The 26643-nt window shown below is 40.6% G+C and carries 27 protein-coding genes and 2 other annotated features; of the genes, 11 read left to right on the forward strand and 16 right to left on the reverse strand.

Going from position 1 to position 26643, the window contains the following annotated elements:
• Nucleotides 1–407 precede the first annotated feature (407 nt).
• Nucleotides 408–1409, forward strand: coding sequence for a polysaccharide biosynthesis protein (locus tag ACZ42C_RS17465; RefSeq protein WP_461183608.1), 1002 nt, complete (start codon nt 408–410; stop codon nt 1407–1409).
• Between the two features lie 169 nt (nt 1410–1578).
• On the opposite strand, the gene ACZ42C_RS17470 is transcribed toward ACZ42C_RS17465, so the two are convergent.
• From ACZ42C_RS17470 to ACZ42C_RS17480, 3 genes are all read right to left on the reverse strand, one after another.
• On the reverse strand, nt 1579–2517 hold the full coding sequence (locus ACZ42C_RS17470) for a glycosyltransferase (RefSeq protein WP_461183609.1): 939 nt from the start codon (nt 2515–2517) through the stop codon (nt 1579–1581).
• 68 nt (nt 2518–2585) lie between these two features.
• Nucleotides 2586–3323, reverse strand: coding sequence for a sulfotransferase domain-containing protein (locus tag ACZ42C_RS17475; protein WP_461183610.1), 738 nt, complete (start codon nt 3321–3323; stop codon nt 2586–2588).
• Nucleotides 3324–3338: 15 nt separating this feature from the next.
• On the reverse strand, nt 3339–4472 hold the full coding sequence (locus tag ACZ42C_RS17480) for a polysaccharide biosynthesis C-terminal domain-containing protein (protein ID WP_461183611.1): 1134 nt from the start codon (nt 4470–4472) through the stop codon (nt 3339–3341).
• 160 nt (nt 4473–4632) lie between these two features.
• Between ACZ42C_RS17480 and ACZ42C_RS17485 the strand changes: the two genes are divergently transcribed.
• From ACZ42C_RS17485 to cysC, 5 genes are all read left to right on the forward strand, one after another.
• Nucleotides 4633–5733, forward strand: coding sequence for a glycosyltransferase 61 family protein (locus ACZ42C_RS17485; protein WP_461183612.1), 1101 nt, complete (start codon nt 4633–4635; stop codon nt 5731–5733).
• A 298-nt stretch (nt 5734–6031) separates the two neighbouring features.
• The gene (locus ACZ42C_RS17490) at nt 6032–7315 is read left to right on the forward strand and encodes an IS110 family RNA-guided transposase (RefSeq protein WP_464891249.1); all 1284 of its coding nucleotides are present in this window, start codon (nt 6032–6034) and stop codon (nt 7313–7315) included.
• Nucleotides 7316–7727: 412 nt separating this feature from the next.
• Nucleotides 7728–8876: a sulfate adenylyltransferase gene (gene sat / locus ACZ42C_RS17495; protein ID WP_461180410.1), complete on the forward strand. Its 1149-nt coding sequence runs from the start codon at nt 7728–7730 to the stop codon at nt 8874–8876.
• 318 nt (nt 8877–9194) lie between these two features.
• The gene (locus tag ACZ42C_RS17500) at nt 9195–10973 is read left to right on the forward strand and encodes an SLC13 family permease (RefSeq protein WP_461180411.1); all 1779 of its coding nucleotides are present in this window, start codon (nt 9195–9197) and stop codon (nt 10971–10973) included.
• Nucleotides 10974–10984: 11 nt separating this feature from the next.
• A complete protein-coding gene (gene cysC / locus ACZ42C_RS17505) occupies nt 10985–11587 on the forward strand; it encodes an adenylyl-sulfate kinase (RefSeq protein WP_461180412.1) in 603 nt (200 codons plus the stop codon).
• A gap of 262 nt (nt 11588–11849) precedes the next feature.
• On the opposite strand, the gene ACZ42C_RS17510 is transcribed toward cysC, so the two are convergent.
• The 6 genes from ACZ42C_RS17510 to ACZ42C_RS17535 all read right to left on the reverse strand — a co-directional run bounded on the left by ACZ42C_RS17510 (nt 11850) and on the right by ACZ42C_RS17535 (nt 14600).
• Nucleotides 11850–12062, reverse strand: coding sequence for a hypothetical protein (locus ACZ42C_RS17510; protein WP_461180413.1), 213 nt, complete (start codon nt 12060–12062; stop codon nt 11850–11852).
• A 13-nt stretch (nt 12063–12075) separates the two neighbouring features.
• Nucleotides 12076–12456, reverse strand: a complete 381-nt coding sequence (locus ACZ42C_RS17515; protein ID WP_461180414.1) for a DUF2642 domain-containing protein — start codon at nt 12454–12456, stop codon at nt 12076–12078.
• A gap of 140 nt (nt 12457–12596) precedes the next feature.
• Nucleotides 12597–13028, reverse strand: a complete 432-nt coding sequence (locus ACZ42C_RS17520) for a spore coat protein (protein WP_461180541.1) — start codon at nt 13026–13028, stop codon at nt 12597–12599.
• 25 nt (nt 13029–13053) lie between these two features.
• Nucleotides 13054–13674, reverse strand: a complete 621-nt coding sequence (locus tag ACZ42C_RS17525; RefSeq protein WP_461180415.1) for a spore coat protein — start codon at nt 13672–13674, stop codon at nt 13054–13056.
• 126 nt (nt 13675–13800) lie between these two features.
• A complete protein-coding gene (locus ACZ42C_RS17530) occupies nt 13801–14016 on the reverse strand; it encodes a spore coat protein (protein ID WP_461180416.1) in 216 nt (71 codons plus the stop codon).
• Nucleotides 14017–14270: 254 nt separating this feature from the next.
• The gene (locus ACZ42C_RS17535; protein ID WP_461180417.1) at nt 14271–14600 is read right to left on the reverse strand and encodes a four-helix bundle copper-binding protein; all 330 of its coding nucleotides are present in this window, start codon (nt 14598–14600) and stop codon (nt 14271–14273) included.
• A gap of 143 nt (nt 14601–14743) precedes the next feature.
• Here ACZ42C_RS17535 and ACZ42C_RS17540 point away from each other — a divergent pair, with 143 nt between their 5' ends.
• Both ACZ42C_RS17540 and ACZ42C_RS17545 read left to right on the forward strand, forming a co-directional pair.
• Nucleotides 14744–14953, forward strand: a complete 210-nt coding sequence (locus ACZ42C_RS17540) for a heavy-metal-associated domain-containing protein (RefSeq protein ID WP_461180418.1) — start codon at nt 14744–14746, stop codon at nt 14951–14953.
• Between the two features lie 544 nt (nt 14954–15497).
• On the forward strand, nt 15498–15698 hold the full coding sequence (locus tag ACZ42C_RS17545; RefSeq protein WP_461180419.1) for an SHOCT domain-containing protein: 201 nt from the start codon (nt 15498–15500) through the stop codon (nt 15696–15698).
• 69 nt (nt 15699–15767) lie between these two features.
• On the opposite strand, the gene trpA is transcribed toward ACZ42C_RS17545, so the two are convergent.
• Genes trpA through trpE form a run of 6 tightly spaced genes read right to left on the reverse strand, consistent with a single transcriptional unit; the run spans nt 15768 to nt 21634 of the window.
• Nucleotides 15768–16565: a tryptophan synthase subunit alpha gene (trpA, locus tag ACZ42C_RS17550; RefSeq protein WP_461180420.1), complete on the reverse strand. Its 798-nt coding sequence runs from the start codon at nt 16563–16565 to the stop codon at nt 15768–15770.
• Nucleotides 16555–17745: a tryptophan synthase subunit beta gene (trpB, locus tag ACZ42C_RS17555; protein WP_461180542.1), complete on the reverse strand. Its 1191-nt coding sequence runs from the start codon at nt 17743–17745 to the stop codon at nt 16555–16557. The genes trpA and trpB overlap by 11 nt, the downstream gene beginning before the upstream one ends.
• A complete protein-coding gene (locus tag ACZ42C_RS17560; protein WP_461180421.1) occupies nt 17738–18361 on the reverse strand; it encodes a phosphoribosylanthranilate isomerase in 624 nt (207 codons plus the stop codon). The genes trpB and ACZ42C_RS17560 overlap by 8 nt, the downstream gene beginning before the upstream one ends.
• A 7-nt stretch (nt 18362–18368) precedes the next feature.
• Nucleotides 18369–19151: an indole-3-glycerol phosphate synthase TrpC gene (gene trpC, locus ACZ42C_RS17565; RefSeq protein ID WP_461180422.1), complete on the reverse strand. Its 783-nt coding sequence runs from the start codon at nt 19149–19151 to the stop codon at nt 18369–18371.
• Entirely contained in the window at nt 19152–20177 is a 1026-nt protein-coding gene (gene trpD, locus ACZ42C_RS17570) for an anthranilate phosphoribosyltransferase (protein WP_461180423.1), read from the reverse strand.
• Between the two features lie 47 nt (nt 20178–20224).
• Complete coding sequence (gene trpE, locus ACZ42C_RS17575; protein ID WP_461180424.1) at nt 20225–21634, reverse strand: anthranilate synthase component I; 1410 nt, start codon at nt 21632–21634, stop codon at nt 20225–20227.
• Between the two features lie 95 nt (nt 21635–21729).
• Nucleotides 21730–22048 (reverse strand) — a binding site (T-box leader).
• Nucleotides 22049–22085: 37 nt separating this feature from the next.
• Nucleotides 22086–22331, reverse strand: a binding site (T-box leader).
• Nucleotides 22332–22700: 369 nt separating this feature from the next.
• Between trpE and ACZ42C_RS17580 the strand changes: the two genes are divergently transcribed.
• Both ACZ42C_RS17580 and ddlA read left to right on the forward strand, forming a co-directional pair.
• A complete protein-coding gene (locus tag ACZ42C_RS17580; protein WP_461180425.1) occupies nt 22701–23258 on the forward strand; it encodes a CDP-alcohol phosphatidyltransferase family protein in 558 nt (185 codons plus the stop codon).
• A gap of 101 nt (nt 23259–23359) precedes the next feature.
• Nucleotides 23360–24454, forward strand: coding sequence for a D-alanine--D-alanine ligase (gene ddlA / locus ACZ42C_RS17585; protein ID WP_461180426.1), 1095 nt, complete (start codon nt 23360–23362; stop codon nt 24452–24454).
• A gap of 229 nt (nt 24455–24683) precedes the next feature.
• Here the strand turns inward: ddlA and ACZ42C_RS17590 are convergent, their stop codons facing one another.
• Nucleotides 24684–25244 carry a nitroreductase family protein gene (locus ACZ42C_RS17590; RefSeq protein ID WP_461180427.1) on the reverse strand — a complete coding sequence of 187 codons (561 nt, stop codon included), beginning with the start codon at nt 25242–25244 and terminating at the stop codon, nt 24684–24686.
• A 269-nt stretch (nt 25245–25513) separates the two neighbouring features.
• Here ACZ42C_RS17590 and ACZ42C_RS17595 point away from each other — a divergent pair, with 269 nt between their 5' ends.
• Nucleotides 25514–26551, forward strand: coding sequence for a PTS sugar transporter subunit IIC (locus ACZ42C_RS17595; protein ID WP_461180428.1), 1038 nt, complete (start codon nt 25514–25516; stop codon nt 26549–26551).
• Nucleotides 26552–26643: the final 92 nt, after the last annotated feature.

Raw genomic sequence — 26643 nt, forward strand, 5'->3', positions numbered from 1 at the left:
GAATCATTTGCAGAAAGTGTTTTACTCGAATAAATAACTTATTGATTTTTTACCAACTTTAGCGTTACTCTTTAAATCTTGAAGCGAATCCTTAATAAGTATAAGCGTAAGGGGCCTGTGCGGCGGATTTACTAGAGTGTAACAGGCAGGTGTCCTGCTCTATTCATCTCTGCTGCTGAATTGACTTTAACAATTGCCTCTTTTGTCTTTAGTAAGCGCATATCATGTACAGTCTACTATATTATTCATATATTAAGGTATAACCTGTTTAGTTTTTAAACAAGGTCTGATGGAATCTGTTCGGGAATCTATTTAATAAGACTTCTATCAGTCATTAGCCATCTTGATTTAATCTGATCCTGAGTATATCAACAGTGGGTGTTATCCCTGAAGGGAGTTGTTTAAACGTGTTTCAAAATGCAACAATATTAATTACTGGAGGAACAGGGTCCTGGGGACATGAACTAGTTAATAAACTGCTTACATTTCAACCAAAGGAAATAAGGATCTTTTCACGCAATGAATTTGCTCAGGTGAAAATGAGAAGGGCATTTTCAGATCATCATAACTTGACTTTTGTGATTGGAGACGTGAGAGACTATGAATCAGTAAATAAAGCAGCGGAGAATGTGGACTATTTATTTCATCTTTCAGCACTTAAACATGTACCAATATGTGAAGACCATCCTTACGAAGCATTAAAAACAAATGTATATGGAACGGAGAATATTATTAAGGCAAGTTTAAATCAAAAGGTTAAAAAGGTTATTGATGTTTCTACAGATAAAGCTGTGGAACCAATCAATTTTTATGGAATGACGAAAGCGATCGGTGAAAAATTAATACTTCACGCCAATCAATTAAGTAATCAAACGCGCTTTGTCTGTATCCGTGGAGGAAATGTTATTGGCACAAACGGCAGTGTCATTCCATTTTTTAAAGAAAAGATTGTAAATCATTGCAAAGTACCGCTTACTTCCAAGGATATGACCCGGTTTTTCCTGACTGTTTCAGAAGCGATTGATTTACTGATATACGCATCCAAACAAGCAATTGGCGGGGAAACGTTTGTCATGAAGATGAAAGCATGCCGTATTGTTGACTTGATTTCTGTTATGGAAAACCATTTTGCGGTCAGAGATATTGATATAGCTGAAATAGGGATACGGCCTGGTGAAAAGCTTCATGAAGTGTTGGTATCAAATGCTGAATCCCGGAACACGTATAAATATGATGAAAATTATTATGTTATTTTGCCAGACAATGCTTCAAAGGAATTAATGAAAAGCTATGGAAATTTACCTCGGGTAACATTTAAACAATATCAATCCAACGATGAATTAATGTCAACCGGCGAAATTGAAGGAATTCTTAAAGAAGCAGGTGTAATCAAATCGAAAGCTCTTTAAAGATAAAAACTATAATAGATAAAATAAGTGTTAAATCCCCCCTTATCACCGTGATGGTGGTAAGGGGCTTTATAAAAAAAGTTAAATGGTGAGGCCTGTTAATATAAGGTGTGCTTAATGTTTAAACCCTCTCATGGTTGAATGATAGCACTGTGACAGTTATTGAGGGTTACATACTATAAAGAACACGCTTTATCTGCCGGACCAGCTGCTCTGCCCGATGTGCAGTGGAATGATAGTTATGAACGAAACGATAGCCATTATCAGTTATCTTTTCCCGTTCTTTCGTATTTTCCAAATAGTATGCTGCTTTTTCCGGAAAATTGTCTTCGTTTATATCCACAAAGTGCTTGCCTGGCAGGAAGCCAATCTCATTAAGTTCCGGCAGGGCTGGAGCCATTAACAGTGTGCGGCAGGCCGGTACTTCAAAATATTTAAATGTTACAACCTGACGAACGGAACCACAAGCAAAAAAGATTTTTGCCTGATTGATGGTCCTGGCATAGTTTTCACCGATCAATACATTTTTCGGCTGTTCTTCTGTAAAATCTCTCCATCCGGGATGAGGCCGGTTGTAAAACCCTGGATCATCCTTAAAATATTTAAAAATTTTTTCCCTTAATGGGTATATTTTTTGGAGAGAAACTTCTCCCAACATCATCAAGTCAATGCTTTTTTCACTGCAATAATCTTTAAAAATGGTTGTGTTGGAAAATTGGGGAAGGAATAATACCTGTTTTTGGCTTAGATGGGGATAATAATTGTAAAAGTTATGCCGACATATGACGAAAAAATTCCTAATATTATTATTTTCAATAAATTTCCTGCGCTGACTGACAAATCGGTGCGCATCGTTAACTACCAGTCCGCTTGGTATACTAATATTGGACAAGCCGGTCACCACAGGTGAAAATGTCTTTCCGACATCATTAATGATTAAAATGAAATCCGGTTTTTCAGATATGTTTTTTAATATTTTTTTTATATGCCCGGATTTTCGATAAACTGTGAGCTTCGTAATTTTTGCTAATTCTTTCTCGAGAAAGTGGTAATTATTGTTGGTAAAATAAGAGGTATCAGCTGCGATTAACAATAATTTGAATGTCATTAGTTCGCCACCACCTTATTGAGATAAAAAACACCTTCCAGGATAAGAAGGCGTGTCAAAAGAATATTTTATATATAACCTAACCTTGATAACGTAATTTCAAATGATTGGTTGATTTTTCTCTGCTGTGCCTCACTTAAAAATGACTTCCAATTATTTGCTTTCCCTTCCCGTACAAAAGGAATGCTTTGATTTACTGTTGGTGAATTGCCTATTAAATGGTCACGCTGTTTCTTCTCCAAAGCACTCATATTATCGAAAGAAGCCCACTCGACAGCTTCGTTAATTTCTTTTTCTGTCCGGTCTAAGTTTAGAAAGTCTATTATTCTTTCGGCCTCCTTTCGGGTATTTTCAAGGAGATCTTCGTACTTGATAAGGAGAAAACCATGCTTGATTTTTTCCTGATTATCAAGCCAGCTATCTACGTTTGTACTCCACTTTCCATACCCAATATTTCCTTGCATAAATGCCTCAAAAAAATCGTCAAAGTTACGGTTACTGTTGTAATATCTTTTAAAATGATGATAATAGGAAATGACGATGTCCCTTGGATCCCTTACCAGGTAAATGACTTTTGGGTAGGAAGAATCGTAACTTTCATGGCTCCATACAAGATGCGGAGTAGGTAAATTCTCAATAGGCTCACTTTGAACGTTTTGAATCAATTCTCCTTTAGTGGCCCAGTCCATTTTTTTTTGGTATAACAACATAGTTACAAGAAAAAGCAAAAAATTGTTCCCTGATTTAGGATATGCTACGAGGCAAATATCATCTTCCTGACATGTGTAATTCCTTTCCGTTGACATACTTATCATCCTTTCTTAATTATTCTTCTCGCTTGGCTGAACTTCTAAGGGAAAAGTATCCGGGTGCTCCGGATCGAATTTTTCATTGGCCCAAAACAATACAATAATTTCCCCGTCTGTTATATTTTCAATGGAATGGGTATACCCCGGCGGGATGTCTACCATCTTAATATCCTGATCTGTGACAGTATAAGAGATCAGTTCATCAGTATGAATCTTTCTTAAATAAATGTTTGCTGCTCCCTTAATTAAACAAAATTTCTCTACTTTTGTATGGTGGTAATGGTTCCCTCTTACGACGCCTTCCCGTGAGGTTGACATAAAAACTTGACCGGCTTGGCGGGATTTAATTAACTCGATAAGCTTTCCTCTTTCATCTTGATGGGCCGGTAATGCATAGGAAAAGTTATTTTCTTCCAAGTAGGACAGGTAGGTCGAATACAGGTATTTTGTTAATTTATCGGATAAGTCCGGGATAATCAGGGATTTTCTTATTTCCCGGAATTCGTAAAGGATATGAGCCAGTTCCCCTAACGTTATATGGAAGGTTTCCCTGATGGGGTAAAAAATTTTATCTTTCGTTTTTTTCCTTTTAAGACAGTCCAAAAAATCGGCTGTAATATCATCTATATACGCTAGTTCAACTACTTTTTCCTCATCATGGATTTCAATTTCTTTATTGCGGGATATTTCATGGCAGAATGTGGCAACCACGGAGTTATAATATGGTTTACACCACTTCCCAAAGACACCCGGCAAGCGATAAATAAAAACTTCTGCCCCGGTTTCACTACTATAATCTATAAGCACTTGTTCAGCAGCGTTTTTACTCACCCCATAAGGCGTATTAAGTGCTGCCTGCGTGGAGGAAGAAAAAACGATCTTTGGTCTTTTCTGATTTTCTCTTAAATAATTGACCATACGTTCAGTAAGTCCTCTATTTACCTTCTCAAATTGATCGTTATCCCGAGGTCTGTTTACCCCAGCGAGATGATAGATGATATCGGCTTCATCTAAATATCTGTACAGCAGTGATAGATCATCTCCGCGCAGGTATTGTCTAATGGAGATACCTTCTTCCCTGTGCAATCTGTCAATTAAATTTTTTCCTATAAAACCTCCTGCTCCGGTGACCAGTACGTTAAGCATTCCATATTCCTCCATTTCTATTAATCAATAACACAACAATTTCAGCAGATATAATTGGTCAATAGTTTAACACTATTAATGGCTTTTCTACATATTATGGATCATTCGAAGTTATGTGCAGAAATAGGGCATAGGCCGGAGTTGAAAGGGGAGTAAAAATATGACAAATTTATATATTCATTCACTGGATTGGATCAAAAAAGAGAATCGGATAACAGATATAGAGAATGTATATAAAGAATTCTATAAAAATGAAAAAGTAACATACACTCTTCCGAAAGGGGACTTGCCGGAATGGGTGGATTGGGTATATCCCCCGCGTTTTGGGGAAAATCACACCTTTGGCAAGTCCTACGTTTCCGTAATCGATAACGGTAGTGTTTGGATGTGTGACAAAGGAGAGGGCATGGTATATGCATTAACACCTGATAACAAATGCATATATGATATGGTCTTTCATTTGTACTGGAGATATTTCGAAAAAGCTGCAGCTAAACAGATACCTCATACGGCTTCCAATCACGGAAGGCTGGGGGTTTTGGCCTGGGCCGGTCATACCAATTACTGGCATTGGCTGCACGATACGTTGGGAAGGTTTCATTTGCTGGAACTCAGTGGCTATAAGATAGATAAATATGTCTTGCCACCTATGACGAAGCCCTTTCAATGGCAAACGGTTCAATTGCTTGGCATCCCTAGGGATAAAATTATTGAATTTACGCCGGGAGAACGTCTGCAGGCTGAAAAGCTGATATTGCCATCGGTTCCGTTTAATATAGGAACATGTGTGAAATGGACGATTGAATTTATCAGGGAGAAGTTTCTTACATCACAATCCAAAAAGAATTCGAGTAATGTTGAACGCATTTACATCAGCCGTGAAGATGCGGCATGGAGAAAAGTTGCCAATGAAAATAAACTCTTAAAACTCCTTGATAAAAAAGGATTTAAGAAAGTTACACTTGGCTCGCTGACTGTGCAGGAACAAATTGATCTATTTTCATCGGCAAAAGTGATTATAAGTCCAAATGGCGCCGGTCTGGCAAATCTGATGTTCTGTAGACCGAAAACAAAAATTCTGCAGTTATTTACAGCCACGTCAGATGAATTTGTGAAGATTGGTCAGTATTTGGATCTGGATTATCATCTATTGAAGTGCCGAATTGCAAACCCCGGAGCCAAAGGACATGAAGTGATCAAAAACCTTGTTGTGGATGTGAGAAAGGTAGCAGTAATTCTGGAGGAAGAAGGGATAACTTAAATATCTGCCTGTTCAAAGTAGTGGCAGTGCCATCTATGCTTTAATCATATCATTCTGTGTTAATAGTACAATTAAAATATTTTCACCTATTATATTATTTATATCATTAATAGAAAATTAGGTGGAAGTGGTGCCGGCTTTAGCTTTATCTCCATATGATAGTATATAGATTTAAAAAATAAGGAGCATTCCTGTAATGAAGAAATTTGAGGTTTGAACAAAAATGAGCCCTCTTGGTATAGTACAGGGTGTCAATGTATTGACCCCGAAATTAAATAAATACCAAGGAGGACTCGTAATGAATTATAATCAAAATCTTAAATTAGCGCAAATCACACCATCCACATTGATAGTAGGAATCGATATTGCCATGGATAAACATGTGGCACGTGCCCAGGATGATCGGGGCGTGGAATTGGGTAAGAAATTGGTCTTTGACAATCGCATACATGGCTTTCAACAGCTTTTAGACTGGATTTCCAGATTGCAGGAGAAAAACAACAAAAGCGAAGTGATTGTTGGCGCAGAACCAACCGGACACTTTTGGCTTGGTTTGGCTTACTATCTAAAAGCCAAAGACATTCGCTTTGTGGTTGTAAATCCAATGCACGTTAAGAAGTCCAAAGAACTTGATGATAACTCACCAACGAAAAATGACACCAAAGATGCCCGCGTTATTGCACAGCTTGTGAAAGATGGGAGATACTCCGTACCAAATCTTCTCGACGGCATTTATGCCGAATTACGGGAAGGGATCAAATTAAGAGATCAACTCATGAAGCAGCTGATGATCATCGAAGGTCGCGTTCAGAATCATATTCAGCGGTACTTCCCGGAATTTGATGACGTCTTTAAAGACTGGTCCGGTAAGACAGCGTTATTCACACTGCGCGAGTTCCCGTTCCCTTATGAAATCCGTCAAATGACTCCGGAAGAAGTGCTGGCAGCGTGGAAAACCGTTATCAAACGCGGCATGGGTATAGAACGGGCAAGGAAATTAGTCAAGAAAGCACAGAAGAGCATTGGCATTGAAATTGGGCTCAGGTTCGCAAGAAAAGAACTACACAGCCTTTTAGACCAGTATGAGCTGTATCAAAATCAGTTAACAGAGTTGGATGAGGAAATCACAGAGCTATTGAAAGATATACCGGGTGCTGAGGAATTGATAAATATTAAGGGGCTTGGTGCCATAACCGTTGCCACGTTCTTTTCTGAAGTAGGGGATCTCACCAAGTATGATCACCCACAACAATTGGTAAACATGGCGGGCTTAACGTTACGGGAACACAGCTCCGGGAGATTGAAAGGACAAACGAAAATCACCAAACGTGGCAGAAAAAAGTTGCGAAAAGCCCTGTATCTGGCTGTACGCCCCCTAGTGGCAAGTAACCCGACGTTTAAGGCACTGCACAGGTATTACACTACCCGCCCCAATAATCCGTTAAAGAAACAGCAATCACTTATTGCGTTATGCGGGAAATTAATACGCGTTATGTTCACCATAGGCAAGAAACAATGTGAATTTGATGGAAGCAAGTTACTAAAAGGTTTACCTCAAATAGAATCATTACAGGCTGCTTAAGCTTTATGAACAAAATGGATGGATAAATGCACTTGGAATTCTGGAATTAAACAAACACCAACAATGCAGAGTCGGAGCTTATTTACACCATTCGGGCATATGACCCAGCTAAGGAGCATATCCGACCTCCACCTTGTGGATACGCAGGACGAGGGAATGTGTGGATAACATCCCGTGATACATGGGAGGGTAAGCGACCATAAGAAGCGTGGAGAATGAAGCATGGTCATACCATTTAAGCACCAAATGTTCACAATTTGGCTGATAGGATGGATATACCCCAGTAAGAATATTCTGTATTCCGTGTTATAAAGGATTAGCTCCAACACATTCCAAAGTGGATGTTTATGAAATTCTAAGAAAACAAGAGCATTTTGAAGATATTTTAATTATATAGAGGGAGGTTTGCTGTATGGTCAATCAACCGCATGGAGGCAAATTAATCAGCCGAGAATTAACTGGAAAAGAAAGAAATGAGGCGCTCAGGGATGCAGAAAAGCTTAAGTATATAATCGTCAATTCCTGGGTTATTTCTGACATGGAGTTAATCGGAACAGGTGGTTTCAGTCCGCTGACAGGATTTATGGTATCGGCTGATTATAAGAATGTCGTAGAAAATACACGTCTTGCAGATGGTACGGTATGGAGCATACCGATTACACTCCCGGTAACGGAAGAGCAGGCTGGAAACCTCCCTATAGGGGAAAGGATTGCGTTAAAGGGAAGCGATGGGATTATTTATGGGATCCTAACCCTGGAAGAAAAATATGCATATGACCAGGAGAAAGAAGCAAGAGAAATATATGGTACCAATGATATGGCGCATCCTGGTGTGAAGAAAATCTATGAAAAAGGAAATATATACCTTGGCGGACCAATTACACTGCTTCATCGCCCGGATTACAGCGAATTTTCGGCATATTATATGGATCCGTCAGAGACGAGACGTATGTTTGAAAGACTGGGATGGAAAACAATCGTTGGCTTTCAGACGCGCAATCCTGTCCATCGGGCACATGAGTATATTCAAAAGACAGCTCTTGAATCAGTGGATGGGTTATTTCTGAATCCGCTTGTCGGCGAAACGAAAGCGGATGATATCCCCGCTGTGGTTCGAATGAAAAGCTATGAAGCTATACTGGAAAATTACTTTGTGAAAGATCGTGTCCGTCTCGTCATTTATCCGGCTGCTATGCGCTATGCAGGGCCAAAGGAGGCTATTCTTCATGCAATTGTCAGAAAAAACTACGGTTGTACCCATTTTATTGTTGGGCGGGATCACGCTGGTGTCGGAGACTATTACGGTACCTATGAAGCCCAGAATCTAATAGCAAAATATGAAGAAGAACTCGGCATTCAAATATTTAAATTTGAACATGCATTTTACTGTAACCTCTGCAAAAACATGGCATCCGCAAAAACTTGTCCGCATAACAGGAATAATCATGTGCACTTAAGTGGCACAAAAGTGCGTGAACTACTCCGGAATAGTATGCGGCCCCCCAAGGAATTTTCACGCCCGGAAGTGGCAGATATACTGATCAAAGGTATGCAATCATAGAATGTATCTTATGTTTGTTACGGATGTCGCGGTAACAGTCATTGTTATCCTGCAAAGAGCATCTCTTCTTTTACCCAACGCCATACACTTCTGGCTTTTTTATTGAATCGTAATTGTGGCAACACAGTGTACCTTTTTAACTTTAATCTGGTTAACATTATGGACGAAGTTATCTGATAAAAATACATCTCTTATAGGATGCTGCATTTCTCAACTTAAACAAACCACCACTCGTTCCAAACTCCTAATAACTCTTTATTCATAGATGAAGCATAGCTGATTTCCTGAAGATGTGTTTAAAAGGAGATTTGATACCCCATGTCGTTTGATATGATTTTTCTACTGATAGTATTGTTGACCATGTTTGCTGTGCTGATTTTTGAAGTGGCCCGGCCGGACATGGTCATTTTTTCAGTATTGGTTATCTTACTTTTAACCGGAATCCTAACAGTGAATGAAGCACTGAGTGGTTTTTCCAATGAAGGAATGCTTACTGTAGCATTATTGTTCATTGTGGCGGGAACGGTGCAAAAAAGCGGTTTGATTAACCATATGATGGAAAAATGGCTTCAAAACAGTCGAACTCACGCTGGTTCCATGCTGCGTTTTTTTGTGCCTGCATCAGCATTTTCGGCCTTCTTAAATAATACACCGATTGTCGTTACGTTTATTCCAATTATTAAGAAATGGTGTGAGGAACGAGGAATTGCTCCTTCCAAGTTTTTAATTCCATTGTCATACGCAACCATCTTAGGCGGGATGATCACATTAATGGGAACATCTACGAATCTTGTGATTCACGGATTAATGCTTGACTTTGGATTCGAAGGTTTTTCTTTCTTCACATTGGCTGTGGTAGGTCTTCCTTCTGCCGTATTAGGACTCATTTATTTATTTACTGTTGGATATAAATTGCTTCCGAGTAACAAAGGGTTTAGCCAACGTACGAAGAATGCTTCCAAAGAATATATTGCGGAAATGCACGTCACAGATGATTTCAGATATCATAACATGTTTGTTGAGCAGGCTGGATTGCGTGATCTGAAAGGACTTTACCTTATCGAAATTATTAGGGGGGAGGATAGGATATCACCGGTTAGATCAACCTCCGTTATTCAATGTGGTGACCGGCTGATTTTCACTGGCTTAATTTCAACCATTGCTGAATTGCAAAAGGTAAGAGGTTTGGAACTCGAAACAGGAACAAACATTGATCTTGATGATCTCAGGGATGGATCGACTAATCTGGTGGATGCAGTTGTCTCTGACCAGTCTTCCCTCTTATTTAAAACTATTAAGCAGTCGCAGTTTCGTTCCAGGTATGATGCCGGTATCATTGCGGTGAATCGTAATAATGAACGAATCAGGAACAAAATCGGAGATATTATATTAAAGCCTGGCGACTCTCTATTGATTCTGGCAGGTACTGACTTTGTTGAAAAATACCAGAATTCAAAGGATTTTTTTGTTGTGTCAACCCTTGATACACCTGCTTCGCTGAATCAAAGCAGGAAGAAAGGGTGGTTTTCCATAGCCATGCTGCTTGTAATGATCGTTACTGTAACAGTAGGCTGGCTCAGTATGTTTAAAGCGATGGCACTCACAGTCCTGGTGTTCCTGACTTCAAAGATCATCACACCCCAGGAAGCAAAGGAATATGTTCATTTCAATGTATTGTTATTGATTGCCAGTTCATTCGGGATTGGTATAGCGATGAGAAAAACAGGTCTGACGGAATGGATTGCGGGCTGCCTGTTGAGTTTTGGACAGTCGTTGGGGTTAGTGGCCATTCTAGTTATGCTCTATGTCCTGACCAATATATTTACTGAAGTGGTAACGAACAGTGCAGCGGCGGTAATGATGCTTCCTATAGGAATTGAAATGGCGCAAACACTTGCTGTTAACCCGAGTGGGATGGCTGTACTCATTGCTATAGCAGCTTCAGCAAGCTTTATTACACCAATTGGGTACCAGACTAACCTGATTGTATATGGTCCTGGTGGCTACACGTTTATGGATTACGTAAAAGTTGGTCTTCCACTTAGTTTTATAGTGATGGTAACTTCTGTTTTTATCATTTATCATGTATGGTTTTAGGAGGGAACACTATGACAAAATCAGAAAATATAAAATGGCATCATTCGAAAGTAACAAAGATAGATCGCAGACAATTGAATAAACATCATAGCGCTGTAATATGGTTCACTGGCCTTTCCGGTTCAGGCAAATCAACTATTTCGGTTGAATTGGAAAAAGAGTTGCATAACATGGGTATCCGAACTTTCCGGTTGGATGGAGATAATATTCGTCATGGATTAAATAAGAATCTTGGTTTTAGTCCAAAAGACCGGAAAGAGAATATTCGCCGTATCGGAGAAGTGTCGAAACTAATGGTGGAAGCAGGAATAATTACATTGGCAGCTTTCATTTCACCCTATCGAGCAGACCGCGATGAAATACGAAATCTGTTGGCAGAAGATGAATTCATTGAAGTGTTTGTAGATGCGAGCCTGGAGACTTGCGAATCACGTGACACGAAGGGATTGTACAAGAAAGCTCGTGAGGGTGAAATCAAAGGATTTACAGGGATTGATGCACCATATGAACCGCCTGCTTTCCCGGAGGTTACACTGGATACGAATAGGCAAAATCTTCAAGATTCAGTACAGACGATTATATCATACCTGAAGAAAGAAGGATATGTGGCATAATAAATGAAAGTCATCATTAAAAGCACCCGGGTCAAATATGTTTAGTCACGGTCAATGGAAATATAGTAAGAAATAAACTAGAGGGAGAAAGAGAGCGCGAGAGAAGAGGACACTTAAAATAGCACTATGGATCTTTTAAAGGGAATTGAAAAATATTATACTAATGAAAATATAACTACTATATAATATTCACAGTGAACTGTAACAGACTCTTTTTAAAAGTAAATGCCCCGGTAAATCTGCCGGGGCATTTACTAATTATTTATGCTGTTTCAGGAAAACGAGCAAAATTGATAGCATCAACAGATACATACATTTTAGTATTATCTCCGTATCCATCGTTAACCTCAATAACCAAAACCAAATCCGGGGTCACTGTGGAAAGAATTCCTTCTGTCATATTATTATCGGTAGCAACCAAAACGTTTGATCCAATACGTGTTGCCAGTTCGGCAGCAAAAGTATCTTCAAACACGTAAATACCTCCTTTACAATTCGCTTACGAGTTCAATTTTATCGATTCTAACCAATACTTGAGCACCTGAGTTCTCAACCACTACAACATAGTCGTCTCTCACAAGTAGCAGTGTGCCGGTTATCATATCAAACGGAGTCGTAATTTCAACTTGTTCATTTACTAAAGATTGCATTACTTCTCTAATTGTAGCAGGAGTAGCAGGAGTAGTAGGAGTAGATGGAGGTGTCTCAGTTTCTCTTCTTCCAAAACCCAAATCTACATCAAAGTCTATCCCTGGTAAATCTACGGAAACACTGGGATTTGAATTGCTGTCATCAGTTGTCATCATATTTTGTGACAATTGGTTTGCTAAACACAGTAGGTTTCTTTGTCGGTCTGTCAGTGGTGACAAATTAATCCTTCCTTTCTAAATATAATGATCAAATACTCTCCTATCTGCAAAATGAGTACCGTGACTTTAAATATCCGGGGAACTAGAACTTATATTTGCCCGTAGTAGTCTAATCCCCCGTCTATTTTCAATTTAATTTATTAAAGAATGTCAAGACTAACAACAATGGCAACAAGAATTTGGATCAACAATTGAAGGTTGATAGCTATATCTGTATCTCTCGTAGTGATATCGACATCTTTAGAATGTTCTACGATTGTTTTTTGCCGGTTGCTTTGTCTATTTCTGGTAACTTGCTTAAGATCCTGAACTACATCATCAGCCTGGGAAGAGCTTCCGATAGCGATACTGAGAACAACAGCAATTGCGACCTGAATGCCAACTTCCAGTGATGCTGCTACTTGCGTATCTGTAGTTGTAACATTAATATCTTCGGAATCTTTAATTATGATCCACTCGAATGACTCTTGTTGCGTAGTAACAGACTGTTCTCCTTCTTGAAGCACTGTCTCATCATTTCGTGTCGTATCATCACAATGGTCCAGTGCACGCCATTCTTTTGTTTTTGACATACTATACACCTCTTTCCATTTTGGTTTATAAAATATCTATCATTACAACCAATGCGATTAATACTTGCAGCAATGCTTGAATATTAATAGCCACATCAGTGTTTCTGGTTGTCACGTTGGCATCTTTCGTATTATAGATAAATATTTTCTGCTTATTTGTTTGTTCTGTTCTGACTTGCTGCAAGAGTTCTTGCGACACTCCCTCAGCCTGCTGACTACTACCAATGGCAATGTTAACAACCAGGGCAATAGCCAGTTCCAATCCGGCTTGAAGTGTAACTGCAGCTTGTGTGTCCGTTGAGTTAACCGTGATATTGCACGATTCTTTCACCCATATCAATTCAGTTGATTCCTGGTCCAAAGATGAAACCTGATCGCCGTCCTGAAGTACTGTTGCATCGGGGTTATTGCTGAAATAGTAATCAAACGGTGACTTTTTGCTGTGGTCTTTGCTGAATTCTTTACGGTGCTCACTGCATTTGCAGCATTTATTACATTTATTGCATTGATGGCAATGCTTTGTGTGAAACTCGCGGGCTGGTTGTGTGCAACAATGTTGCTCGGTTTTCTGCTTACCATGAATGAAAAATTGTCTACTTTTTTTGCTGGCAGGGCGAGCAGTATCATAGCGTCTACCTGACGTCATATGAACACTCCTTTCTTTAGTTATAGAATATACTATTGATTTGTTTGCCGATAAGATTGTACACATGAACTAGATTTAGTGGAATTAAAAAAAACACCTATGAATTAGGTGTTTTTTATAGATATATTAGTCGCTTGATTTAGTAATATCTTTCTCGCCTTTATTAAACTGTTCCACTTGTGCCTTTAGGTCGTTAACCATTTCTCTAAGCATTTGCTTTTGATCATCACTTATATTTTTTTTCATTTCTTCCGGTTTAATGCCATTTTTTTTGAATATATTATCCACCATCACCTGAACTACTTTCTCGGATACCATTGGTTGTTTAGATGAATCACTCATACCATTTCACCCTCCTCTTATTATAGTTATATACTATGGTTCACTGAGAGGTTTTGACTATGTTTCTGTCTATGATCTTTGCGGTAATTTGTTTACATACTAAATTTGGATATAGTAACGTAAATATTTAAACTTGGTTGTTATAAACTAAGACAGTTGGATAAGTGCCGGGATTATAAAGTAATGAGGGTCAGCGATAGCAAAAAATCCTGATGAACCATCAGGATTTTAGTGCATGCTTTATTTATTCTCATTTATGCAGCCAGTTCCCTGCACGCTTCCATGCAGTGAAAGCAGGCTTCTGCACATTTTTGGCAATGCTCATGCTCGTGTTTTTTGCATTCATTTCCGCAGGCTTCACAAATATCCGCACAAACCTTTGCTAACTCACCGGCAAACGGCGTATCCCGAATTAAGGCCTGTTCCAAAAATCCGCACATGTCCGCACATTCCCGATCATAGCGGATACAATCCCGCATCATACCGATATCACCTTCCTTCAGGCAGGCGTCATAACAATGGTTACAAGCTTCCATGCATTCATGCAATACATGAATGGTTTCTTCATATTTTCGATGTGCCATGTCAAAATCCCTCCAAACCAAGTTTATTTTCATCCTTCCCAGTGAAATATCAGCATAAACTTTAAATAATTGACCCTTGTCAATTTATTTTTTCCGGAGATCGCTTATAATGGAAGTACAATAAAAACAAGGAGGAATGGACAATGGAAACTGCTGAACTTCAATTGGAGTCATTGTCATGTCCATCTTGCATTATAAAAATTGAGCGGACGCTTGAAAAAAAAGACGGGGTGGAGGAAGCGACCGTTTTTTTAGAATCCAGTAAGGTAAAAGTGAAGTATGATGAAATGCAGTTATCTGAACAAGAATTACAGGAGACGATCGAAAAACTGGGATATCCGGTAGTTGATTAAAAAGCTGCTGCAGTAGGCAGCTTTTTTTAGGTTCCATTTGAATATCCTCATATAGAAAACTGGGGGCTTTTAAAATGGAAGATTATATCTTAGTTGTCCATGAAGAACAGCCTATCCTGATATTTGGACTCTCTATTTGCAACATCATAATTATACATATAACAAATACTCCTTCATGTAAATCCCTCCATAATTGTATTTTTTTAACATTTCAACAGTAATTATAAAAGATAAATATCCATATTTTATGGAGGAAGAACGATAAAAAATGAACAATTGAAAAGGCTGCATCCTTAAAAGATGCAGCCAACTTATGAACATGTTTTATTGTTATTTCAGCACTGCCATGCCGACTGCACGTTCCCCGCGCTGGAATAATCCAGATCGGGTGCCAAGGGTCTCAGCCGAAATCCGGCTCCCCCAGTGCGAAAACTTATAAAGCTTTCTGATTCATCATAACATATTTCATTAAATTTACAATTGATATAAGTTCAGGTTATAAATCATAAGAAAAAGGTAATGGTAAAAATAAGGAGGGATTCACATGTGGCCTTTACCACCTTCTGTCCGAATTGTTCTAACCATTATTGTTCTCATCGTGCTTATTATTATTCTGATCCGTTTCACAAGAAAAAAATCAGAAATTTCTCCCCGTGATTCGCTTGTTATTATGAAAGAAAGAATGGAAAGAGGGGAAATAAGTGAAGAAGAATATGAGGAAGCACGAAAGAGAAGAGGAAAATAAATAAAAGCAGTTGAATTTGAAAAGGGCGCTGATATCATACGCAATCAGTGCCCTTCTCCTTGCATGTTTTTAAACAGATTCAGATGCCCTTGTTTTTATGCTTTCTGCCACCAGCTTTTTAATATCTTCGGTTTTCCCTTCATGAAACAATTGTACAATTCTGCTGCCGACAATCACCCCGTCACAATAAGAGCTTAATTGTTGTGCCTGCTTGCTGTTGGAGACGCCAAAGCCGGCTAAAACCGGAGCGGAGCTTAATTCTTTCAGTTTCGTTAAATAATTTTCCACGTCTTTATCATGTATACTTCTTGTCCCGGTGGTTCCCATCACTGACACAGCATACAGAAATCCATCCGAGGTTGCAGCCAACTTTTGCTGTCGTTTATCCGGGCTTGTTCTGGATGCAAGCCGAATGAGTGCAAGGGAATATTTTTTAAACGGAACAGAGATGACTTTCTCTTCCTCCAGCGGCACATCAGGAATGATGGCACCATCCACTCCGGCTGCTGCACAATCCGCTGCAAATTTTTCCGGACCATACTGCAGAATAGGATTAATATAAGTCATTAGTATGATGGGGACCCTTCGTTTTCCGGCGCTGTCTTTAAGTATATTTAATACTTTTTCCAGTGTTGTGCCCGCGTGCAGTGCTCGTATCCCGGCTTCCTGTATCACCGGGCCGTCGGCAACCGGATCGGAAAAAGGGATGCCAAGTTCAATGGCGGATACATGGCAATCCTCCAAAAAAGCAATGCGTTCTTCCAGGATATCCAATCCGCCGTCTCCAGCCATGATATAAGGGACAAACAGCTTTTCATCATTGGATAGCTTCATTTGAAAAGTGTGGTTTAATTTATCAATTCCCATCTTTATATCCCTCCAATACACTTTTAACCTGTTCTGCGTCCTTATCTCCTCGGCCGGAAAGACAAATGACGATGGATTCCTCCGGCTTCATTTTTTCTGCAAGCTGTATTGCAAAAGCGACGGCATGAGCACTTTCCAGAGCAGGGATAATTCCTTCTGTTTTGGATAAAGTCTGAAAAGCTTCCAATGCTTCTTCGTCAGTAACCGTTGTGTAAGTGACACGTTTTATTTCATGCAGGTGGCTGTGCTCCGGGCCAACCCCAGGATAATCCAGCCCGGCAGATATGGAAAAGGCTTCCTGAATCTGTCCATGATCATCCTGGAGCAATTTGGTCATTGTCCCGTGCAGTACGCCTGTATTTCCGTTTAAAGCATTAGCGTGCTCTTCTGTATGAATACCTTTTCCGCCTGCTTCCACACCGAATAATTTGACGGTTGCGTCATCAATAAAAGGATAAAACATTCCCATCGCATTGCTTCCGCCGCCGACACAGGCAACAACTGCATCAGGCAGCGCTTCATTTTGCTCCAATGACTGCTGTCTCGTCTCCTGTCCGATGACGGATTGAAAGTCCCTTACAATCTTAGGGAATGGGTGGGGGCCAACGACTGAACCGAGAATATAATGTGTGTCGTTTACGCTGCTGACCCAATAGCGGAGTGCTTCGTTTACTGCATCTTTCAGTGTTCCGCTGCCGTTGGCCACGCTGCGCACTTCCGCTCCCAGCAGTTCCATTCGGAATACATTCAATTTTTGTCTTTGAATATCCGCTTCCCCCATAAACACAATGCATTCCAGTCCGAGTAAGGCACAGACTGTTGCGGTGGCAACACCGTGCTGGCCGGCACCGGTTTCTGCCACAATTTTCTTCTTGCCCATGCGCTTGGCGAGCAGCGCCTGCCCAAGGGTATTGTTGATTTTATGGGCGCCGGTATGGTTTAAATCTTCCCGTTTCAGGTAAATGTTTGCTCCTCCGGTTTTTTCCGTAAGGTTTTTGGCATGAAAAAGCGGTGTTTCCCTGCCGACATATTGCCTCATGTAATGCTCCAGTTCATGTGAAAAATCAGGATCTTTCATGGCACTTTCGTATATGGTTTCCAACTCAAGCAGGGCAGGCATGAGAGTTTCCGGAACGAATCTCCCGCCAAACAGCCCGAATTTTCCTTTTTGATCAGGCATGGTATAGTTTTTCAATGCGATTACCTCCCTTGGCATTTTGAATAAATTGTTTTATTTTCACCGGGTCTTTCACCCCGACTGTTTCCACCCCGCTGGATACATCCACACCGGCAGGCTGAACGATTTCAATAGCCTGCTGTACATTTTCGGGGGTCAGGCCCCCTGCGAGTATAACGTTTTCCTTTGGCAGGTTTTGTGCTTTCTTCCAATCAAACACTTTTCCGTTTCCTCCACGATTTTTACCGGCAGGTCCGTCGATCAGGTAAAAATCATAGTGTCGTGCTTCCTCCTTGATTCTGGCCAGGCAGTCTGCGGGAAAGGCTTTGATTACTTTAGCAGAGAGTTTCTTTGCAACAGAAGGTGGTTCATCCCCATGCAGCTGGATATAATCCAAACCGATAAGCTTACTGATTGCCTGCATTTTTCCCGTGCTTTCGTTTACAAACACTCCGACCGTTTTCACGGAAGGAGGAAGTGTACGTGTAATAACCGCAGCTTCTCTAAGTGTAACTTGCCGTTTGCTTGGTGCGAATACCAGCCCAATCATATCCGCTCCCGCTTCTGTCGCTCTATTTGCCATTTCAACTGAAGTAATTCCACAAATTTTAACGAGCATTTTCCGCTCACACTCCCTTCACATATTTTTTGGTTGTCAGCATTTGAAACGTTTTGTCTAGATCTTCGGTTGCCATCAACGTTTCACCGATCAGAACAGCATCCGCACCTGCATCTCTTACATGGGAAACATCGGAACTGCTTTTTATGCCGCTTTCACTGACGAGAATTGTTTTCGGGTTTGTTGCCTGCGCTGCAAGCCGGTTTGTTGTTCCCAGGTCTACCTGAAAGGTGTTCAAGTCCCGGTTATTAATTCCAATAATCTCAAACCCATGTTTCAGTGCTGTGTTCATCTCTGCCTCATTATGCACCTCGCACAGCACTTCCAGATTTAGCTTCCGGCAATGGTTATACAATTGGACCAGGCGCTCCTCGGATAATGCAGCTGCAATGAGCAAGATCATGTTGGCACCGGCGGCTCTTGCCCGGTCAATTTGAATGGGGTGGATGATAAAATCCTTGCATAGAATTGGCAAATTCACAGCTTCTCTTACTGCCCGCAAATCATCCATCGAGCCACTGAAAAAGTATCGGTCGGTTAATACGGAAATGGCGGAGGCCCCGTATTTTTCATATTTTCTGGCTTGGTCGGCAGGATTGACGTCCAGTTGAATGTTTCCTTTTGATGGAGAAGCACGCTTGATTTCTGCGATAATCCCTATATCTTCGGAACTATTTACCGACTCTTTGAAAGTCATAACCGTTCTTTTAGGATGCTGGATAAATGTTTGCCCGAGAAGTTCACTGACTTCTTTTTCTTTTTGAACTAAAATTTTTTGTAAAATAGACATCTAAACCACCTCTGATGGAATTTTTCTGCTGTATTGAACGAGATTTTCCAGTTTTTCCATGGCACTGCCCGAAGTAATACTTTCCCTTGCCATGGCAACCCCGGAGGAGATCGTTTCAGCTGTTCCATTGGCAAATAAACCAAGTCCGGCGTTGAGAAGCACGGTGTCAAGATAGGGGCCGGGCTCTCCTTTCAACACGCTTTTTGTAATGGCGGCATTCTCTTTGGCATCTCCACCGCGAATTTGTTCCTTTGTATATACAGGCAATCCTATTTCTTCAGGATGGAGGGTAAATGACGTCAATCTTCCTTGTTCCAGCAAAATCATATGGTTTGTACCTGATAGCGATGCTTCATCCATCCCGCCTGCACCATGCAGTACGATGGCACGTCTTCTTTTTAATTTTCTCAGTGCATCTGCCGTAAGTTGAAGCAAGTCATGCCGGTAAACACCAATTAACTGGGAGCCAAGATCAAACGGATTCGTTAATGGGCCAATGATATTAAAAATAGTTGGCAGACCGAGATTTTTCCGCACCTTGGTAAATGGTTTTAACCCCTGATGGACGTGAGGTGCAAACAGGAAGCATATGTTATTGGCGGTGAGTGCTTCTTCCATATGCTCCCGGCTGAATGACAGTGATACACCTAAATGCTCCAGTACATCTGCACTGCCTGCTTTACTTGATATACTTCTGTTTCCGTGTTTTGCCACAGGAACGCCGGCTCCCGCAATCACAAAGGCAGCGGTCGTACTGATGTTGAAACTGTTTGATTTGTCTCCGCCTGTTCCGCAGTTATCCATCACATTTGGAAGGGGGCTGGCATGAAATGCGGATTTGGCACGGATGACTTCGACGAGTCCGGTTAATTCATCCGCGGTCTCCCCCTTTATTTTTAATGCAGTTAAAAAAGCGGAAATCTCGGATTCGGTTGTTTCTGGTTTAAAGCAATGCCGGACTGCGTGCTGCATTTCATCCACGGTCAGGTTTTTTCGTTCCATTAACTTCTCAAGATACATTTTCATAAGTAAACCCCTTTCTGATCATGTGTTTTATTAGGTTGAAAATTACCCTAATTAAAAGAGACATCTTTACTCACTTCTGTGAGAGACCTCGCTTTATGGATCGTTTCGTCAAATTCTTTTTCCGCAACCGAGTCGGATACAATCCCTGCACCTGCCTGCAAGTAGGCAGTTTTTTCTTTAATAACTAGGGATCGGATGGCCAGGGTAATGTTAAGATCATGGCTGAAATTGATATAACCGATGCCTCCTGCATATACGCCTCGCTTTTTTTCTTCCAAAGTATTAATGATCTGCATGGCCCGTCTCCTTGGGGCACCGGATACAGTCCCGGCGGGCAGGCAGGAAGTTAAGGCGTCAAAACTTGTGTGGTCTTTTTTCAGATAGCCTTTTACTTCCGATACTATGTGCATGACATGTTCGTATTTTTCCACTTCCATTTTCGTTGGAATTTCAATGCTTCCTGTCTCACAGATATTCTCAAAATCCTGCAGGCTCAAATCTATGAGCATTTCATGTTCGGCTACCTCCTTTTGATCTGTCAGTAATTCACGTGTCAGAGCTTCATCCTCTGCTCGATCTTTTCCGCGCGGCCTTGTACCGGCAATCGGATTTGTCATGATTTCTTTCCCTTTTGATTGAATCAGACTTTCCGGTGATGAACCCAAAAGGGTATATGAATCAAAATCAATATAAAACATGTAGGGAGAAGGATTTGACTTTCTGAGCATCCGATAGAATGAAAAAGGATCTCCATCCATTTCGGCTGTCATACGTTGCGAAAGAACCACCTGCTGGACCTCGCCTTTTTGAATGTGTTCTTTCGCCTGACGGACTTTATTTAAAAAGTTTTCTCTGGGAATTTCCGGGCGAAAGTGCAGTTTTTGTTGTTTCATTGGCTGCTCTTTTTTTTGTTTCGTCAGTTTTCTATTTAACTGTTCCAGACGCTTTTCCAGCTGTGTCTCGGTTTCATCATCCGGATTTGTGGCAATCAGGTAAATTTCTTCTTTCTTGTGGTCAAAAACAATAATATTTTTAAAAAGCATAAAATGAATGTCCGGCATGTCTATATCATCCGGCAAATCTTTACCAATGGCCTCATAGCTCCGAATGGTGTCGTAGCCGATATAGCCGATGGCTCCTCCATAAAAAGGGAGGGGAAGATCCAGGTCAAGCTTTGGCAGCTGTTTTTCCAAATACGCCAGCGGGCTTTGTTTAACGGTTACCCTTGTTTGTTTCTCATGGTGGATGTCTGTAGTTTCTTGTCCGCTTCCCATTATTTCCTGGTAAGGACCCGTTCCGATAAAAGAGTATTTTCCTTTTTTATCATGATGGATGGTACTTTCCAGAAGAAATCTTTTTTCTCCTGTTAATCGGTTAAAAATAATAATCGGGGTTAACGTGTCGGCGTTCTTTTTTCTCATTTTGTAAGGGACGTTCGTTTTGCTTGAAACCGGCATTTTTTTCATCTCCTCGTTTTGAAATATATTGATGTCCCTCCGCTTATAGGAGGGGAAATAAAAAAGTCCTCTATAAACATCTGGTAAATGTGTTTATAGAGGACGATCATGACCGCGTTGCCACCTCTTTTGAAAAGAAAAGGGCTTTCTTTTCATCTCTTTTCGGATACGGAGCGGTTTTTCTTCTTTGCAGCTTTTGTTTGCGACTGGAAGTTCACTAGTCGCCAAATTGGTTAAAAGCCATGGTTGCTCGATATCCTATCCGTGTAACGGCGGAGCTCCGTGTTTCCATACTGTAATTTCAGGAAACCTCTCGTAAGTCCATTCAGTTTATGGTTACGTGCCGATATCCCACCGCCACCGGCTCTCTAAAACGCACGTCATAAACCTACTCCTCTTACTTAACGATTTTTTAATATTTATTTGTAAAAACAAAAAGCCCCCCGCCTGTAAAAAGGACGAGGGACCGTGGTGCCACCTTTATTAGCTGAAAAACAGCTCACTTTAGCAATATCAAGCAGGGATGCTTCATATTCGTCTCGTATAACGATGAGACCTGGTCGCCAAAGCCTACTGATTCATAAGTTCGGTTTGGAAGCTCAGAAGTCCATTCATCTACTGTCCCACACTGATTTTCACCAGCCATCAGCTCTCTGAAGTGTTCCGATAGATTACTCCTCTTCTTCATCGCTTTTCTTCGCAATTTCGTAATATCGTATTGGGATTTATAATAAGTGAAATTTTCAAAGAAGTCAACCCCAGTTTTATAAAAATATTTTTCGACAGGTGCCTGTCACTTCCCGGAATATGTCGAAATATGTTGTAGGGTCGGTGCCTGGACTGCGCTAAATGTTCGTCGCACCATGAAAAGAGTTTTCACCCCTCCGAAGTTTGTCGAATGGGTTTGTTAATGATTGCAAAAAGGGTACAATGTAGCTATCTGTAACTTAAATTTCTGTCTCCGGTTTGTGATATTCCAGGTGTTTCTGTAATGATACCAATGGGAGATTTGGCTTCATTTATTTGTGGCTGAAGTACGTATGTTGATTTAGGGGGGGCTGCTGCTGTGAGCTTAACAGTGAAAGAAATATTTTCCATTCCCAATATTTTATCGTATATAAGAATTATGTTAATCCCGTTTTTTGCTTATTATTACATAACTGCTGTTGAGCCAGGGGATTATTATATTGCAGCACTAATCATTTTAGTTTCCGGTTTATCGGATTTGCTGGATGGTTTGATAGCAAGGAGGTTTAATCAAGTTACAGAACTTGGTAAACTCCTTGATCCGTTGGCAGATAAACTAACGCAAATGGCAATTATCATTTGTCTTCTTTTTCAATATGAATATATTTGGATTATAATCGTATTATTTGTAGTGAAAGAATTATTTATGGGAATGAATGGGCTTGTTCTGTTACGGAAGGGGAAAAGGCTGGATGGTTCCATGTGGTTTGGAAAGGCATCGACAGCAGTGTTTTATGCTGCCACATTTTTGTTAATTGTCTTTCCTGAAATGAATGAGACTGTGGCAATGTTATTAATGACAGTGACTGGAGCATTTCTCTTAATATCCTTTGTATTATATATCCCTGTATTTGTGAAAATGTATCGGAGCGATTAACAAAAAATAATTCGACATATTTCGTCAAAAATCGGGTAGTGACAGGCACTAATAAAAAATGCTATTTTTATTATATAGGTTTTTCCGAAAGGGTGGAGTTTATGAATAAGAAGAAGGTCGGAATTGTATTTGGTGGTAAATCGGCTGAACATGAGGTTTCCCTTCAGTCTGCAAAAAATATTGTGGAAGCCATAGACAAAGATAAATATGATGTGATGTTAATAGGTATTGATAAAGAAGGCAAGTGGCATTTAAATGATCAATCCTCCTATTTATTAAACGAGGAAAATCCAAAACTGATTCAATTAAATAAGTCAAATGAGCATGTAGCCATCGTTCCGGGGGATGAAGACAATCAATTGATTCATGCATCCAAATCCTTGCCGTTGGATCAAATTGATGTTGTTTTTCCAATTGTTCATGGGACGCTTGGGGAGGATGGAAGCCTGCAGGGAATGTTCCGTGCAGCGAACCTTCCTTATGTGGGATCGAATGTGCTGGGTTCCTCTGTATGCATGGATAAAGACATTGCTAAAAGACTGTTGAACGCAGCAGGAATTAATGTTGCCAAAGGGCTGGTTTATAGAAAAAGTAAGAAAGATGAAATCAACTATGATGAAGCGGTGGAAAAACTGGGAACACCCCTGTTTATTAAACCCGCAAACCAGGGATCATCCGTCGGGGTAAGCAAAGTGAACACAGCGGAGGAATTTAAGCAGGCAATTGAATCAGCTTTTGAGTATGACCATAAAATCATTATCGAGGAAAGCATCGATGGACGTGAGATTGAATGTGCGGTACTTGGAAATGATGATCCGAAAGCCTCCTTGCTCGGGGAAATACTGCCAAATACGGAGTTTTACTCCTATGAATCCAAATATATTGATGAAACGGGGGCCGAACTGGCGATTCCGGCTGACCTTACAGATGAAGAAACAAAAAGGATGCAGGAGGTAGCTGTTAAAGCCTTCGAAACCCTTGAATGCGGGGGGCTGGCACGCGTCGATTTCTTCCTGACACAGGACGGGGAGATTTACGTCAATGAAATAAATACACTTCCGGGCTTCACCAAAATAAGTATGTACCCGAAACTCTGGGAAATCAGCGGAATCAGCTATCCCGATCTGATTAATGAACTCATTGAATTGGCTATACAGCGCCATAAGGACGATAACGATTTAAAGAGCAGTGTGTAGTTAATGAATATGTAAGCTGTTAAAACCTGGTTGATTATTAGTGTTTTAACAGCTTTTTTCCGTGTTGCAGAATTTGCCGGAGTTTTTCTTTTGTCGTATGTTGACTCTCTACGGTACATCAATAATATATTCCGACTAAAGTGGTGTTACTCATCGAATCTGTCGGACAACACAGTGTGGTGCACTGGCTGGAATTTAATTTATTCGTATACCCGCAATCTTTTTTTCATCAGGACAGATAAGTCGAGAACTTTTCTTTCACAGAGATACGCTCTTTTTCCGGCGGAGCTTCATCAAAATAGCCCATATGAATAAATCCAACAATCTTTTCGTTATCTTTTACATTTAAAATTTCTTTTACTTTTGGATCATAAATATGCGGATTTGTTTTCCATACCATACCTAATTGCTGCTCCCAGGCAAGCAGCCATAAATTCTGGATCATGGCAGCGGTCGCCCCATAGTTTTCTTCCCAAGCCTTTTGAATCTCCGGTTCTTCCATAATGACAACGAGTATGGCATTTGGTTCGTTCAAATAGTCCTCCCGGTTTTTCTGTTTAGATTCCGGGTAGGTTGCCGCGACTTTTTTGGCAAAGTCCGGCTTTTGCTCGGAATCAATAAAAATAAAACGCCATGGCTGCCTTAACCCGTGGGTGGGTGCCCAAACAGCATCATTTAATAACTGCAGTACAGTTTTTTCCGTTACTTTATTATTATTATAGCCCTTTTTAACAGCCCGTCGCTCACGAATCAGCTTGGCCAGCTCTGTTTGTTTTGTAAGTTCTATCATAAAAAATTTCCTCCCGAGGCAGATGATATAATTGATAATCGTTTTCAATTAAATTGTAAGGGATATTACGCTTTAAAGCAAATGAGTACAATTTTCCGCAGCTTTCGATTTTTTTCTCATAGCCAAACTTTCATATTGAAAAAATACATAAATAGGCTTGATATGTGAAAAGATTAACGTAATAATAGGGTATAGAAAAATTGCTTTGCGGAAAAAAGCATCCACTACTTGTGAACTACTTCACAAAAACAGAAAAAGGAGAAAGAAATATGGTTTCGTTTTTGAAAAGGAAAGGGGTTTCCCTGTCCATCAGGGAATATGTGATTACGGCACTTAGTTTCATGGCGCTTGGGCTGTTTTCCTCTTTAATCATCGGGTTAATCATTCAAACGGCCGGGGAGCAGATTTTTATTCATTTTGCCCCTGGATTGGCGAATGCTCTCATGGAGATGGGCAGTTTTGCCATGGACAATAAAATAATGGGTGGAGCAATCGGGGTGGCGATTGCCTATGGGTTAAAGGCACCGCCCATGGTGTTGTTTTCTGCTTTATTTGCCGGTGCTTTTGGTGCAGAACTGGGAGGTCCTGCCGGAAGCTACGTTACAGCATTACTGGCTACAGAAGTTGGAAAAATTGTCTATAAAGAAACGCGGATAGATATCATCGTCACACCGCTTACGACAATTATAGTCGGGTTTGTGACAGGCAGCTTTATCGGTCCTCCGATTCAAAGGTTTATGACCGGATTTGGAGAGATTATTAATTGGTCCACGGAGCAGCAGCCGTTTATTATGGGAATATTAGTGGCTGTGCTTATGGGGTGGGCGTTAACTGCCCCAATCTCGGCAGCTGCGATTGCAATTATGCTGTCCATGGATGGCCTGGCGGCTGGAGCAGCAACGATCGGCTGTGCAGCGCAAATGATTGGTTTTGCCGCGTCAAGCTACCGTGACAATGGGATTGGCGGTTTTATGGCACTTGGCCTTGGAACTTCCATGCTTCAGGTGGCAAACATCATAAAAAAACCGCTGATCATCGTACCGCCGACTATTGCTGGGATTGTACTTGCCCCATTGGCTACCGTTTGGCTGGGACTCACCAATAATGCAGCCGGTGCCGGTATGGGGACAAGCGGATTTGTAGGACAAATTATGACAATTGAATCGATGGGTTTTTCATGGGATTTATTATGGGCTGTTCTTCTGCTGCACTTTATTTTGCCGGCATTGATCAGTCTGCTTATATCCGAGTATTTCCGGAAAAAGGGCTGGGTTAAGCAGGGCGATATGAAAATTATGTATGAATAAAATGATGGGGTTTCAGCCTGTAGTCCAATGAATTTGGCATTAATGCTGGTGTTAGCAGTTAAGCATCGTGCTGCAGGGGAAATATTTTGTAC

This window comes from Virgibacillus kimchii (genome assembly GCF_055379185.1).

Coding starts and splice junctions, on each gene's coding strand:
- ACZ42C_RS17470 (WP_461183609.1), bottom strand. CDS start 2,517: ATGACATTCAAATTATTGTTAATCGCAGCTGATACCTCTTATTTTACC.
- ACZ42C_RS17475 (WP_461183610.1), bottom strand. CDS start 3,323: ATGTCAACGGAAAGGAATTACACATGTCAGGAAGATGATATTTGCCTC.
- ACZ42C_RS17480 (WP_461183611.1), bottom strand. CDS start 4,472: ATGCTTAACGTACTGGTCACCGGAGCAGGAGGTTTTATAGGAAAAAAT.
- ACZ42C_RS17485 (WP_461183612.1), top strand. CDS start 4,633: ATGACAAATTTATATATTCATTCACTGGATTGGATCAAAAAAGAGAAT.
- ACZ42C_RS17490 (WP_464891249.1), top strand. CDS start 6,032: ATGAATTATAATCAAAATCTTAAATTAGCGCAAATCACACCATCCACA.
- sat (WP_461180410.1), top strand. CDS start 7,728: ATGGTCAATCAACCGCATGGAGGCAAATTAATCAGCCGAGAATTAACT.
- ACZ42C_RS17500 (WP_461180411.1), top strand. CDS start 9,195: ATGTCGTTTGATATGATTTTTCTACTGATAGTATTGTTGACCATGTTT.
- cysC (WP_461180412.1), top strand. CDS start 10,985: ATGACAAAATCAGAAAATATAAAATGGCATCATTCGAAAGTAACAAAG.
- ACZ42C_RS17520 (WP_461180541.1), bottom strand. CDS start 13,028: ATGTCAAAAACAAAAGAATGGCGTGCACTGGACCATTGTGATGATACG.
- ACZ42C_RS17525 (WP_461180415.1), bottom strand. CDS start 13,674: ATGACGTCAGGTAGACGCTATGATACTGCTCGCCCTGCCAGCAAAAAA.
- ACZ42C_RS17530 (WP_461180416.1), bottom strand. CDS start 14,016: ATGAGTGATTCATCTAAACAACCAATGGTATCCGAGAAAGTAGTTCAG.
- ACZ42C_RS17535 (WP_461180417.1), bottom strand. CDS start 14,600: ATGGCACATCGAAAATATGAAGAAACCATTCATGTATTGCATGAATGC.
- ACZ42C_RS17540 (WP_461180418.1), top strand. CDS start 14,744: ATGGAAACTGCTGAACTTCAATTGGAGTCATTGTCATGTCCATCTTGC.
- ACZ42C_RS17545 (WP_461180419.1), top strand. CDS start 15,498: ATGTGGCCTTTACCACCTTCTGTCCGAATTGTTCTAACCATTATTGTT.
- trpA (WP_461180420.1), bottom strand. CDS start 16,565: ATGGGAATTGATAAATTAAACCACACTTTTCAAATGAAGCTATCCAAT.
- trpB (WP_461180542.1), bottom strand. CDS start 17,745: ATGCCTGATCAAAAAGGAAAATTCGGGCTGTTTGGCGGGAGATTCGTT.
- ACZ42C_RS17560 (WP_461180421.1), bottom strand. CDS start 18,361: ATGCTCGTTAAAATTTGTGGAATTACTTCAGTTGAAATGGCAAATAGA.
- trpC (WP_461180422.1), bottom strand. CDS start 19,151: ATGTCTATTTTACAAAAAATTTTAGTTCAAAAAGAAAAAGAAGTCAGT.
- trpD (WP_461180423.1), bottom strand. CDS start 20,177: ATGAAAATGTATCTTGAGAAGTTAATGGAACGAAAAAACCTGACCGTG.
- trpE (WP_461180424.1), bottom strand. CDS start 21,634: ATGCCGGTTTCAAGCAAAACGAACGTCCCTTACAAAATGAGAAAAAAG.
- ddlA (WP_461180426.1), top strand. CDS start 23,360: ATGAATAAGAAGAAGGTCGGAATTGTATTTGGTGGTAAATCGGCTGAA.
- ACZ42C_RS17590 (WP_461180427.1), bottom strand. CDS start 25,244: ATGATAGAACTTACAAAACAAACAGAGCTGGCCAAGCTGATTCGTGAG.
- ACZ42C_RS17595 (WP_461180428.1), top strand. CDS start 25,514: ATGGTTTCGTTTTTGAAAAGGAAAGGGGTTTCCCTGTCCATCAGGGAA.